Source organism: Bacillus cereus group sp. BfR-BA-01347, assembly GCF_022663835.1.
Taxonomy (GTDB): domain Bacteria; phylum Bacillota; class Bacilli; order Bacillales; family Bacillaceae_G; genus Bacillus_A; species Bacillus_A thuringiensis_K.
Window position 1 is genome coordinate 60104 of sequence record NZ_JAKUGG010000018.1, and the last position, 13547, is coordinate 73650.

The following is a 13547-nucleotide window of genomic DNA, read 5'->3' on the forward strand; positions in this document are numbered from 1 at the left end:
TTCTTATGCCATACTGTAAGGAGAATATAGAATAGGGGTGAAGTAATGGCTTTAAATGAAAAGGTAGAATTAGCTACATTTGCTGGAGGGTGTTTCTGGTGTATGGTTTCTCCGTTTGAAGAGATGGAGGGAATTATACAGGTTGTTTCAGGGTATACAGGCGGTCATAAAGAGGACCCAACGTATAAAGAAGTGTGCTCGGAAACAACAGGACATTATGAAGCGGTACAAATTACATTTGATGCAAATAAAATGCCGTATGAGGAGTTATTAAATATATATTGGAGACAAATTGATCCGACTGATGTAGGTGGGCAATTCCACGACCGCGGACAGTCTTACGAAACAGTGATTTTTTATCATAATGAAGAACAACATAAAAAAGCAGAGGCCTCAAAAGAAGAGCTTGAGCAGAGTGGGCGCTTTTCAAAACCAATTGCGACAAAAATACTACCAGCAGCTACATTTTATCCAGCTGAAGAATATCACCAAGGATATCATAAGAAAAACACATTCCGCTATGAGTTATATCGTAAAGGCTCAGGACGAGATGCTTTTATTAAGCAACATTGGCCAAAGGATAATGCTCATTTAAAAGAAAAACTCAATGAGATGCAGTTTTATGTAACACAGGAAAATGGTACAGAACCACCATTTCGAAATGAGTATTGGAACCATAAAGAGGAAGGTCTTTATGTAGACGTCGTTTCCGGTGAGCCGTTGTTTACTTCTCTAGATAAATTTGATAGTGGATGTGGATGGCCTAGTTTTACAAAACCAGTTATGTCAGCAAGTGTGAAAGAAAAGATGGATGTGAGTCATAATATGACACGTACAGAAGTGAGAAGTAAAGAGGGAGATTCACATCTTGGGCACGTATTTCCAGACGGTCCAGGACCAAATGGCCTTCGTTACTGTATTAATTCCGCAGCTCTTCGATTTATTCCAAAAGAGGAATTAGAGAAAGAAGGCTATGGCGATTTCCTAATCTTGTTTGGAAATAAAAAATAACCTCGCAGTTAGCGAGGTTATTTTTTTGTTATTTTGTTTTTTTCTTTTTAAATTTGCTTAATACTTCATAGACGATTGGAACAATAAGAAGTGTTAATAAAGTTGAACTTGTTAATCCACCAATTACCGTTACACCAAGTCCTTTAGAAATTAAGCCACTACCTTCAAATCCTAATGCAAGCGGGATAAGAGCACCGATTGTTGCAATTGCAGTCATTAAGATTGGTCGAAGGCGTGTTGCACCAGCTTCTAATAAAGCTTCACGTGTTGATAGACCTTCATTTTCTTTATGAATAACGCGGTCGATAAGCACGATTGCATTTGTTACAACGATACCGATTAACATAAGCGCACCAATCATTGCAGAGACACTTAATGTTTCACCAGAGATTAATAAGGCAACAAGAGCCCCGATGATTGTGAATGGTAGTGAGAATAAAATTGCGAATGGTGCAAGGGCACCGCCAAATGTAACGACAAGAACGAAGTATACAATGGCAATCGCAGCTAACATCGCTAGGCCAAGTTGCTTGAATGATTCTTCAATATCTTTAGTAACACCGCCCATGGAAACATCTACACCAGAAGGAAGATCCATTTTATCTACTTCTTTTTGTACTGCAGTAGATGCTTTTGAAACGTCATCAGATGTTAATTTGGCACTAACCTCTGCATAAACACGTCCATCTCGGTGTGTTACTGTATTCGATGTTTCACCTTCTTTTACAGTCATAACATCTTTCACAGCTACTTCATTACCAAGTGGTGTTGTAATTTTGCGATTTGTTAAGTCATCGATTGTTTCATAATTTTGTTTTTCAGCTTCTACATATACATTGATATCTTTACCGTCTTTTTTAATTGTTGTCAGAACAGGGCGATCATGTTGATTAGAAAGTCCCATTCCAATTTGAGCAGCCGTTAAGCCCATTTTACTTAGCTTTTCTTGATCTGCGACTAAAGTGTACTCTGCATATGTTTTTGCAATACTAGAATCTATATCTTTTAAGTCTTTATTTTTCTTCATGATATTTTGAATATCTTTTACGACAGGCTTAATGTCTTCTGAGCTATCTCCGTAAACGTATAGTTTAATTTCATTACTACCGCCACTTGCTCCGAAGTCTTGGTTTTTCCATTCGCCTTTGCCAGACATCTTCTGTAAATCTTTAACGACTTGTTCTTTCTCTTTTTCAAAGTTTTTCGTGTCGTTATCATATTGCACGAAGAACATTGCTTGGTTTGATTGACCAGGACTCATTGGATTCTCTCCACCTAATGAGAACTGAATTGTTTTGACGTCTTTATTATCTTGGAAGTGCTTCTCAGCTTTTGTTGCAATTTTTTCAACGTCTTCTAACGTTTGACCTGGTTCAGGGTTGTATGTTGCAATGATCATTTTTTCTTCTTCAGAAGGTAAGAAACTTACACCGATAACTGGTACAAGTGCAAGACTACCAACTAATAGAAGGACAGCGATACTTGATGTAATAATTTTGTGATTTAAAGCCCATGCAAGTATGCGTTTATAACCATTTGCTAATTTACTTGGTTTTTCTTCATGATGTACTTCTTTTTCCCTCATGCTCTCTTTCTTAAATAAGGAATGGGCTAGCATCGGTACGATTGTAACTGCTACTAGTAACGACGCTAATAAAGCGAAGACGATAGTTAAGGCGAATGGTAAGAACATTTCACCAATCATACCTTTTACAAGCCCTAGCGGTAAGAATACAGCGATTGTTACAATGGTAGAAGACATAATCGGGATAAACATTTCTTTCGTAGCTTCACGAATTAAATCTTTTCCGCGCAATTTCTCTTCTGATAACGACATACGTCGATAAATATTTTCAATAACAACAATTGAGTCATCGACAACGCGGCCTATAGCAACTGTCATTGCTCCAAGTGTCATAATGTTAAGCGTAATATCCATTTGCTTTATGACTAAAACAGCAATTAATAAAGAAAGTGGTATTGAAACGACAGAGATTAACGTTGTTCGAATATTTCGTAGGAACAGCATAATAATAACAATCGCAAAGATAGCACCGAAAATTGCTTTGCTCAGCATTGTTTCTACTGATTTTTCAATAGGTGCACCTTGGTCGAATGTTGAAATAATCTCTAAGTCTTTATACTTTTTCTCAAGTTCTTTTACTTTATCTTTTACTGCATTTACAACATCAACTGTATTTGCATCAGAGGCCTTCACAATTTGAATTCCAATTGCTTCTTTTCCATTTGTTCGAGAAATGGATTCTGCTTTCCCAACTTCTTTAATGTCAGCAATTTCGTCTAATGTAACTGTTGGAATCCCGTTCATAGCAGCTGGATTCATTTGCGGCGTTTGTGCACCAGCGCCAGCATTTTGACTACCTTGACCGTTAGGTGAGGAAGGTATAGCTGGGATTTTGAGTTCTTTTAATGTTTTAATCGTTGTAATATTGCCATCTACAACAACTGATTTTTCCGTGTCTTTAAATGTGTATAAGCCAAGTGGTAAAGATACATCCGATCCCTTAATTACATTTTTTACAGTATCTTCACTTAGTCCTAGTTCTTTCATTTTATCTTTCTTGAAGACGAGCTGTACTTCGTCTACTTGTTGACCAGCAATTTGAACAGATGCAACACCATCAAGTCCTTTTAATCCTGGTACAACATTTTTTTCTACATTTTCAGTTAAGGTAGCTAAAGATTCATTCTTGCTTGCTACGCTTAACGAAATAACAGGAAAAGCATTGAAGTTTACTCGTGAAACTTTAGGGTCTTTAACACCGTCTGGGAGCTTCACATTCGTAAGAGCTTCTTTAATTTCTGTTTCTGCTTTTTCCATATTTTTATCAAAATCGTATTCTATTTGAATAGAAGATGCGTTTTGAAAAGATGATGAGCTTACAACGTTAACACCGCTTAAATTTTGTAGTTGTTCTTCCATCGGCTTTGAAACTTTATCAGCTACTTCTTCTGGTGTAGCACCAGGATAGACCGTAGTTACTGTTACAATCGGTGTTGTAATATCAGGAATTGTTTCCAGCTTCATATTGAGTCCAGAGTAGATCCCGGCAATAGTAACAATAATGGTTAGTAGCCAAACTGCGAACTTACTTTTTAACGAGAAATTGATGATTTTGTTCATGTTTGCGCTCCCTTTTTATTATATTGACCAACTGGTCAGTCTAACACATAATATAACTGACCGCTCGGTCAATCGTCAATAAAAAGAGATGGTATAATACATTTATAATAAGATGCGAGATTAAATTTAGGAGAGAAGATATGAAAGAAAAAGAGCGTTTAATTATAGAATCGGCTATGAAGTTATTTGCTACTAAGGGTGTAAATGCGACATCAGTGCAGGAAATTGTGACAGCTAGTGGTATATCTAAGGGAGCTTTTTACTTATATTTTAAATCGAAAGATGAGCTTTTATTAGCGACACTTCGATATTATTATGACAAAATCCAAAAGAAAATGCTGGATATTGAACAAGAGTCTTTATTACCACGTGAAAAATTTGCAAAACAATTACATTGTCAGTTTAATGATATACAAAAGCATAAAGAATTTATTATTATGCATGCGAGAGAAAATGCGATTCCGTTTAATAAAGAAGTAGAAGAATTTATGATGCGGATGAAGTTAGAGTCTCATGCATTTTATCGGAATAGTTTATTGTCCATTTATGGTGAAAAGGTTATGCCATATTTATTGGATTTAGTAATTATGGTAGAAGGCATATGCCGTGGGTATTTAGAATTAATTATTTTACAAGCACCAGAAATCGATTTATCGTATGTCGCTGCTTTTATTTTAAAAAGAGTAGATCATTTAGTAGATGGCTTAGTAGAATCTTCGGAAGAACCTATTTTACATGAAGAAAAGCTTGGAGAATTTCTTTGTAAATCCGAGCTCATTAAGGAACAAGTTAAAGAGCATTTTTTAAAAGAAATTATTGTATTTAAGCGTAATTTAGCTGATCAATTAGAGGATGATGAGTTGTTAGTAACGTTAGATGTTTTAGAGGCTGAAATACGATTGCTTAATCCAAGAATTCCGGTAATTAGAGGTATGTTAGCAAACTTAGAGGCGTATCCGGAATTAAAAGAATTTCAATTACGCCTTATAGGATACTACAATATAAAAAATTCTTAATAAAAATAAGTAAAAAACTCCTTGTCTACACAAGGAGTTTTTTCTTAAAGACTACTTACTGTTTTGAGACCATTCTTCAACATCCCAAACTTTTGTGATCCAATCTTCATAGAAGTCCGGTTCGTGACATACAAGGAGAATTGTTCCTTTATATGCTTTCATAGCCTTCTTAAGTTCCGCTTTTGCTGTAACATCAAGATGGTTTGTCGGCTCATCAAATAATAGCCAGTTACTTTCCTCACCCATTAGCTTACATAAACGAACTTTTGCTTGTTCTCCACCACTTAATTGACTTAATGGGCGAGAAATATGTTCATTTTTTAATCCGCATTTTGCTAACATTGCACGAATTTGATGCTGGTCTAAACCAGGGAATGTATTCCATACATCATCAATTGGTGTTATATTATCAGCTTTAACTTCCTGTTCAAAGTATGCAGGCTCTAAGAAGTCACCAAGGCTTGTTTTACCGCTTAAAGGTTTAATTTTACCTAAGATTGTTTTTAGTAACGTTGATTTACCAACACCGTTACATCCAACAATAGCAATTTTTTCACCACGTTCAATCGTCATTGATAGCTTTGGTAGTAGAGGATGCGTATATCCGATTTCTACATTTTCACCTTCAAAGACGAAGCGGCTACTTGCGCGACTTTCTTTAAATGAGAATTCAGGTTTAATCGCTGTTTCTGGGCGATCAATAAGTTCCATGCGATCAAGTTGTTTTTGACGACTCTTTGCACGACCTGTCGTTGAATAACGAGCCTTGTTCTTTGCAATGAAGTCTTCTTGTTTTTTGATAAACTCACGCTGCTTTTCATAAGCGTTTATATGTTGATTTTTATTGATTTCTGCTAGTTCTAGGAATTTTTCATATGTCGCTGTATAGCGTGTCATTTTTGTGAATTCTAGATGGAAAATAACATCAACACATTTGTTCATAAATTCCGTATCATGAGAAATCAATAAGAATGCATGTGGGTATTCTTTTAAATAATTTGTTAACCAATGAATATGTTCAACGTCTAAATAGTTAGTAGGTTCATCAAGCAATAACACTTCTGGCTGTTCAAGTAATAGCTTTGCAAGCAATACCTTTGTACGTTGTCCACCACTTAGTGCTGAAACATCACGATCTAAACCAATTGCATCAATTCCAAGACCACGTGCAGCCTCTTCAATTTTCATATCTAGTAAGTAGAAACCACCTGCTTCAAGTGCATCTTGTATTTCTGCCATTTGCTCAAGAAGTTCTTCTAGTTCTTCTGGTGTAGCAGTTCCCATTTTTTCTGTAACTTCATTTAAAGCTTTTTCCTTTTCGAATAACGGTAAAAATGCATCCGCTAGTACGTCACGGATTGTACGCCCAGGTGTTAAAACAGTATGCTGATCTAAGTAGCCGTAATGTGTGCCCGGTGTCCATTCTACACGACCTTGGTCATGAATAAGCTGACCAGTAATGATATTCATGAATGTTGATTTACCAACACCGTTTGCACCAACTAATCCAACGTGCTCACCTGCTAATAATCGCATAGATACATCTTTAAATAATGTACGATCGCCAAATGTATGTCCTAATTTTTCAACTGTTAATAAGCTCATAGTATCCTCCGTCCAACTTGAAATAGTACCTTGAATCATGATACTAAATTCTTTCATATAATGCCATCATTTCAAAATGTATATTTTTTCAAAAGAAGTGTTTGTAAATGTTAGTATATAAAAAAGTTACTTCTACCTACAGAAGTAACTTTTTGGTTATGCCTTTTGTTTAACTTCACTAACTTTCTTTTCAGCTACAATAAAATGCGGTCTACGTTTTGTTTCATAATAAATACGACCAATATATTCACCAATAACACCGAGGAATATGAGTTGAATACCACCAATAAATAGTATAGCGGAAATGAGAGTAAAATAACCAGGAACTTCCACACCACCAAGGATGATTTGAACGAACGTAGTGATTACGTATAAAAGTCCTAAAATGGTTGTTAGTAATCCAAGATATATAGATAGACGTAACGGTTTATTATTGAATGAAATTACACCATCAATTCCGTAATTTAATAATTTTGAGAAGGTCCATTTACTTTCTCCTTCAGAACGTAATACATTTTCATATTCAATGATTAATTCGTTATAACCGATCCAAGAGAATAAACCCTTTGAAAATCTGTTGTATTCACTTAAAGACACTAAAGAATCCACTGCTCTTCGACTTAAAAGTCTAAAGTCACCAATACCATCTACTAATTCAATATCTACAAACTTATTCATTACCTTATAGTAAAGACGAGAGATGAAAGAGCGAACGGGTGAATCACCAGTTCTTGTCCTTTTTGCAATGACTTGGTCGTAGCCTTCGTTATATCCTTCTAACAGTTCTTTTATTAACGTAGGAGGGTGTTGTAAGTCAGCATCCATAATAACAATTGCATCGCCTGTAGCATATTTTAAACCTGCTAACATTGCTGCTTCTTTTCCGAAGTTTCGACTAAATGATATATAATGTACCGATGAATCTGAACTAGCTAAATCACGTAAAATATTTAATGTATCATCTTTACTACCATCATTAACAAAAACAAATTCATAATCGGTAGTTAATTTATGAATTTCAAGAGAAGTCTCTGAATAAAAGGCTCGAAGCACCTTTTCTTCATTGTAGCATGGTACAACGATTGAAAGAGTCATTTTTGACACTCCTTGTTTGTAGTAGGTTAAAACAATGTTATGCGTTTTTATATGAAGCTATCCAATTTGATAGCTTCATGATTCATTGATTGCTCATTATTGCTTTTTAAAAGAAAATTTCCGTCGTGTTTTTGGATTTGTGAAAATTAGTAAAGCTACACAAATAATTAGTGAGATGATTGATATAATCATACCTAATTTGAAGTAAGGTGTAACGTAAGTCATTTCGATTACATGTGAGCCTTTTGTAATGGGAACACCGATAAAGGCAGAATTTGCTTTCGTAAATTCTTTTTCTTTTCCATCAACTTTTATAGTCCAACCTTTACTATATGGAACAGATAAATATAGGAGCCCGTCTTTATTTGAGTTGATATCCCCTTTTAAATAATTGTTCTTATAATAAATATTTTTAAGCCTATTTTCAGTTAATTTTTTTGTTTCTTTTTGTACACTTTCATAGTTTACGATATTTGCTTGTAAGTCACCTAATTCATACTCACCTGCCATATCAATAGAGATAGTTAGGTTTTCTGGACGATCATTGCCTAAATTGTAAACAAATCTTTCTAACGGATACGAGTATGCACCAGCATCGTCACCTTTTCCTATTGTTTTTCCATTAACAGTTGCATTGAATGTACCTGTATTTTTCAATTTTAATTCTATCAGTAGATCACCAGGCGTATTAGGATAATTGATAGGTACAATCATATTTCCAAAGCCATGAACAATTAGTTTTTTTCCTTCTTTTTCCATGTTTTCGAATTTTGCTTTTTCCGTTTTAATAGATACTGCCTTTGATTTAAGGTCTTGTTTATTAAAATGATTTAATGAAAATTCTTTTGTATTATTAACGACAACAGCATGTAATAATAATTGATCACGCTGAGCGAAGTTTAATTTAGAAAACTCTTCTTCACTTATAGCCGAATCATATACATATCCTAACGGTAAGGAATAGTCATTTTTGTAAATATTATATGGTCCTACTTGCTGTAATAGTTTATATCCATAAGGTACATTCTTTGGATCTGTATCAGCACTTAATACGCGATATTTTATACCAAGCATATTTTCAAGTAGTAGTCGACTGTCAGTTTGATAAAACATTGAAGGTGTATCGTACATTTGGAATACGCCATATTTATTTTTCATAAAGTCATGGACATAATAATTAACCAAGCTTTGATACGTACTTACGCCATGATATCCTTGTAGCATTGGTGTGTTATATTCGCTATATGGATTAAGAATACGATAAAAGTCTTTATCATTTTCTTGTATGTAGCGAATTGCAGCAATTTCTTCGCTATTATCATAGCCTGGTTCGTGTAACTTTTCAGTTGAAATTTGACTCTGTCCGTAAACGGTGCTAAGTATATTATTCGCATACATATAATTCATAGAAATTGTGCTAACGAGTACGTTCAATACAACTAAAAATTGTATGAAGGGTTTAGAAATATAACGCCATAGACATACTGTAATAACAGAAAGAACGACAGTTCCGAGTAAAATGTTATCAACGTCTTGTAAAGGTTTATCAGTTACATTTATATTTATTTTTCTATAAAATGCATAAATGAATAATCCAATAGACACTAATAAACTTATTAAATAAGGTAATTTGTAGTCTTTCTTATGAATAATCATCCAATCTAGAATGTATGCAATTGTTTGGGAAATTACAAATACAAATAAATAAAACCATCTAGATTGCATTGCTGAAAAACCATTAAACACAGAATATGTATATGGAAGCATAAACAGAATAAACATGAATAACGTAAAGAATACTTTATTTTTAATGAGTTTATCACGTATAAACATTCCAAATACGATTAAGAATAAAATTAAAGCTGGTAAAGCTAATTGATGATTTTCAGCATTATACATGAAGAAAATATTTTCCATTAAATCTTTATAAAATTTATCTTCAAATAATAATGGTATCTCAAACTTTTTTGATAATCGATCAGCGCTAAATACGGCATTAACTGATGGGAGGAAGCAAACGGCGGCTAAACCGAGTGATAATCCATACAATAAACCGATTCTAATATAATAAGTTAGAAAAGAGACAATCGTTTTATTTTGTTGTGTCGCAAAGTATTGGAATAATGCATAAATGAATATGAAAATACTTGTGATAAAAGCAAAATAAAAGTTTGATGCTAACATTAAAGTAGCAGCAATTAGGAAAAGTCCGCGCTTCTTTTCGATAATATATTTATCAAGCCCCCATATTACTAATGGTAAAAATACAATAGCATCAGCCATGAAATCCCATAGTAAAGAGTGGCGGATGAAAGTAATACAGCCACCATATATAATAGCAGCAACAAAAGATGAGAATGCTGTTTTATTATGGTAACGTAAAGAACCATACATGAATACCATAGCTAAAAAGTTTTTTAAAATACTCATGTATAATTTCACGTCATATACTTGCTCAAGACTTAGTTTAGGTAGTAACAGTGTAATCCAGAAAAATGGTGATGTGCTGTAATAATAACTAAACTCTCCAAATAAATCTCCACCTAACCCATAATCAAAGGACCAAAAAAGGTTGCCATCTTTAAAGGCATGTTGTAGAAGAAACGTAAAGAAGCCAAATTGACGTAACGCATCCCCTGTACCAGAAAAGGCTTGATTAGATGTTAAAAAGAAATAATGAAAAGCAAAAGCGCACAATAATAATATTGGCATAATTATCATTGTTTTCTTGGAAAAGAATTTATTATTCGGCTTTATGCTCATAAAAATTGATAATCCTCCTTTGAAAGTCGTTACATGTAACAACTAGTTTTTAGGTAGCATATAAAAACACACCAATTTTTAAAGGTGTGTTCTTTAGTTTTAACATGAGAAAATATATATTTTTGTTGAAGCATATATATTTTTACAAGCGTTGGAGTTCATAGTTTACATGTAATTTAGTATAAGGCATTCTCAGAAAGTAAGTCAATTTGAGCTGGAATATATAGCATTTTTTTACTGAAGAAAAATGATAGTATATAAAAAAAAGCAAAAAGCTTTTCCTATTTAAAAATGGAAAAGCTTTTTGCTTTTAAGCGTGTTTGCGAATGAACTTTTGTTTTATAAACCCTAAAACAAATCCACGTATTTGAGGATCAATTACAATTCCGATCATACCGTATAGTATACCAGTAAGAGTTAAAGCAACTAATGGTGGTAAGTCGATTAATGCAATTCGGTATATACCGTAACTAATAATAAAGGCTAAGGAATTAAATATAATTCCTTTAACTAATAATTGCATGCCTTTACGAATAAAGAGGGTAAATCCGATTAATAGTGTAATTTCGGTAAGGATAGCTGCGGCAGCTGCCCCCATCATTCCATATTTACTACCTAATACAATATAACCTATGATGGCAACAACTAATCCAATAGTCATTGTTGTTGCACGTTTCCATTGCTGGCCAATCGTTGTTAAATTATCGGCTAGTGGATAGTTAATTGATTGTAAAATAACCATAAACGCTAGAATAGCAAGAGCGTTACCAGCGGGAGCGTATTCTTCTCCTAATAAACTAACAATCCAGAAACTTGGATCAGCAATAAAGGGGATAGAAATTCCCATTCCTAAAAAAGACATAAGTTTTAATTCAAAACTTGATAATTTTCTATGTTCTTCAATATTTTTCTCATTACCAAAAGCAAAAAGCCTTGGATAAAAGGCAGCTGCAATTACTCCAGGTATTTGATATAGTACAGCAGGTATTTTAGATGCAGCACCAAAGAATCCAACTTGATTATATGTTGAAACCTTTTCTAATATAATAGGGCCCAATTGTGGTAAGAGCATAATGATGATTCCGTTGATTGTGAAAATAAGTAATTGATCTAAAATGCCTTTATCCCAACCCTTATGAACTTGTGTATAACGTATTGTCATTATAAAGGCGATAACACCTGTTACAAGACTAGATACCCCGTACATAGCAGCAACCATCATAAGTGACCATTGGAAAGACATCCCTAGTAATAGGGCAGCAGCAGCTGTTACACCTTGTAGCACAGAAATAATAGCTGTAAATTGCATGCGTTCTGTTACTTGGAAGTAAGCCATTCCAACACCTTGTAAGGTTGCTCCGAACATTGTTGGTAGAACAACCCAATATACCATCGCACGTAAGTAAGCATCGGGATAGAAGAACTGGGCAAAAATAGCGAAAAGTACAGAAATTACGATAGCTAATATTAAACGAATACGTAAATAACTACTTATTAGCACACTAATATTGGCATCGCTTCTCGTTCCTTCACGCATAAAGGTATGTGTCAAACCTGCATCTGTAAAGTAACAAATAACAGCTGAAACTGCTAACGCAGTTGTAAACATACCGTAATCACTTGGAGAAACATATCTTGCAAAGAAAATTGTTGCAATAGCCAGTACAAAACGTACAGTAATGTTTCCCACAAACAGGTAGGATGCGTTTTTTAGAATTTTATTTGTTTTCATGAGAAAAGACCTTTCTATTCTTTAGGACCCGGTTAGCTTGTCCTATTTGTAAATTTGATTTGTTCACAGAAAGAGAGAGTATCGTTATATTTTCAGTTTAAGAAAACAGAAATTTAATTCGTACAAACCAAAGCATTGCATATAGTTTTTTACTACGCTTTCCATTCTTTGAATAGATTTTACGGCAATATTTCCTTATATCTTTTTTGATTAATTGAACTTGTGATTTATCTAATGGAGAGTTTTCTTTAATATATATACAAGCGTTATTGATGACTGTATAAGGGAATAAATAAGTCTCAAGAATCTCAATCAGTGACTGAGGGTCTTTTGTAATGAAATCTTGAGATTTATTATGTACCCAATCTTTCATACGATTGAATACTTCCAACTCTTTTGTCGTTTTTAATTCATAATCTTTATACTTAGAAGAAAGATTTCCTTCTGATAAAATTCTATAATAAGTTAAGTATTCATCGACATAACATACATTTGTCACACTCATAAGTTTAAATAAAAACTCTAAATCTTCGCCCCAACTACATCCTGGTGTAAAACGAATGTTATGATCCATTACGATGGATCGTTTGAAAATCCAAGTACTTGTTTGAGCAACAACTTGATGTGTTAGGAATGCTTTTGCCATATCACCTTTAATAAAGTTTGTTGTATGTTCAACCTTCTCGCCTGTTTCTTCGTAGAAATTCATATAACCACAATAGCACGCGTCCATTTCGTTTTTATGCATACTTTTGACTTGCTTCTCAATTTTAGTTGGATGCCATAAGTCATCACTATCAAGGAAAGCGATATATTTTCCGCTAGCATTTTCGATACCTGTATTACGGGCTACCGAAACACCTTGGTTTTTTTGATGAACGTATTTTACTTGCCCTGGGTATTTTTCAGCAAGGTTTTTTACGATAGAAGGTGACTGATCTTTACTTCCATCATCTACAATTACAATTTCGATGTTTTTATATGTTTGATCTAGTATTGACTGTATCGTTTCTTCAATATATTTTTCCGTGTTATACAGGGGTATGACAACAGAAACAAGTTGCTTTTGTTCCATCATAGAATTTTTATCTCCTCAAGTTTTTTATGTCTTGCATCATATATACAAGCCTTTGGAAAGGAAGAAGATTACAAGAACATCTGTATAAGTTTAACGCATATA

8 protein-coding genes are annotated in these 13547 nt (G+C 33.9%); 2 read left to right on the plus strand and 6 right to left on the minus strand.

Features of this window, described 5'->3' with window-relative positions; genetic code table 11:
- Positions 1 to 45 precede the first annotated feature (45 nt).
- Entirely contained in the window at positions 46 to 1011 is a 966-nt protein-coding gene (msrB, locus tag MR143_RS23110) for a peptide-methionine (R)-S-oxide reductase MsrB (protein WP_199718100.1), read from the plus strand.
- A gap of 28 nt (positions 1012 to 1039) precedes the next feature.
- Here the strand turns inward: msrB and MR143_RS23115 are convergent, their stop codons facing one another.
- Entirely contained in the window at positions 1040 to 4156 is a 3117-nt protein-coding gene (locus MR143_RS23115) for an efflux RND transporter permease subunit (RefSeq protein WP_199718093.1), read from the minus strand.
- 140 nt (positions 4157 to 4296) lie between these two features.
- Here MR143_RS23115 and MR143_RS23120 point away from each other — a divergent pair, with 140 nt between their 5' ends.
- Positions 4297 to 5172: a TetR/AcrR family transcriptional regulator gene (locus tag MR143_RS23120; protein ID WP_000659647.1), complete on the plus strand. Its 876-nt coding sequence runs from the start codon at positions 4297 to 4299 to the stop codon at positions 5170 to 5172.
- 51 nt (positions 5173 to 5223) lie between these two features.
- On the opposite strand, the gene MR143_RS23125 is transcribed toward MR143_RS23120, so the two are convergent.
- The 5 genes from MR143_RS23125 to MR143_RS23145 all read right to left on the minus strand — a co-directional run bounded on the left by MR143_RS23125 (position 5224) and on the right by MR143_RS23145 (position 13445).
- A complete protein-coding gene (locus MR143_RS23125) occupies positions 5224 to 6777 on the minus strand; it encodes an ABC-F family ATP-binding cassette domain-containing protein (RefSeq protein ID WP_000055410.1) in 1554 nt (517 codons plus the stop codon).
- A 156-nt stretch (positions 6778 to 6933) separates the two neighbouring features.
- Positions 6934 to 7872: a glycosyltransferase family 2 protein gene (locus tag MR143_RS23130; RefSeq protein WP_000175830.1), complete on the minus strand. Its 939-nt coding sequence runs from the start codon at positions 7870 to 7872 to the stop codon at positions 6934 to 6936.
- Positions 7873 to 7968: 96 nt separating this feature from the next.
- Positions 7969 to 10635: a YfhO family protein gene (locus MR143_RS23135; RefSeq protein WP_199718091.1), complete on the minus strand. Its 2667-nt coding sequence runs from the start codon at positions 10633 to 10635 to the stop codon at positions 7969 to 7971.
- A 310-nt stretch (positions 10636 to 10945) separates the two neighbouring features.
- Positions 10946 to 12367 carry an oligosaccharide flippase family protein gene (locus MR143_RS23140; RefSeq protein ID WP_000856136.1) on the minus strand — a complete coding sequence of 474 codons (1422 nt, stop codon included), beginning with the start codon at positions 12365 to 12367 and terminating at the stop codon, positions 10946 to 10948.
- A 97-nt stretch (positions 12368 to 12464) separates the two neighbouring features.
- Complete coding sequence (locus MR143_RS23145; RefSeq protein WP_199718088.1) at positions 12465 to 13445, minus strand: glycosyltransferase family 2 protein; 981 nt, start codon at positions 13443 to 13445, stop codon at positions 12465 to 12467.
- Between the last annotated feature and the right edge of the window lie 102 nt (positions 13446 to 13547).

Excerpts from the sequence above, each read along its gene's own strand:
- msrB (WP_199718100.1), top strand. The coding sequence starts at position 46 with ATGGCTTTAAATGAAAAGGTAGAATTAGCTACATTTGCTGGAGGGTGT.
- MR143_RS23115 (WP_199718093.1), bottom strand. The coding sequence starts at position 4,156 with ATGAACAAAATCATCAATTTCTCGTTAAAAAGTAAGTTCGCAGTTTGG.
- MR143_RS23120 (WP_000659647.1), top strand. The coding sequence starts at position 4,297 with ATGAAAGAAAAAGAGCGTTTAATTATAGAATCGGCTATGAAGTTATTT.
- MR143_RS23125 (WP_000055410.1), bottom strand. The coding sequence starts at position 6,777 with ATGAGCTTATTAACAGTTGAAAAATTAGGACATACATTTGGCGATCGT.
- MR143_RS23130 (WP_000175830.1), bottom strand. The coding sequence starts at position 7,872 with ATGACTCTTTCAATCGTTGTACCATGCTACAATGAAGAAAAGGTGCTT.
- MR143_RS23135 (WP_199718091.1), bottom strand. The coding sequence starts at position 10,635 with ATGAGCATAAAGCCGAATAATAAATTCTTTTCCAAGAAAACAATGATA.
- MR143_RS23140 (WP_000856136.1), bottom strand. The coding sequence starts at position 12,367 with ATGAAAACAAATAAAATTCTAAAAAACGCATCCTACCTGTTTGTGGGA.
- MR143_RS23145 (WP_199718088.1), bottom strand. The coding sequence starts at position 13,445 with ATGATGGAACAAAAGCAACTTGTTTCTGTTGTCATACCCCTGTATAAC.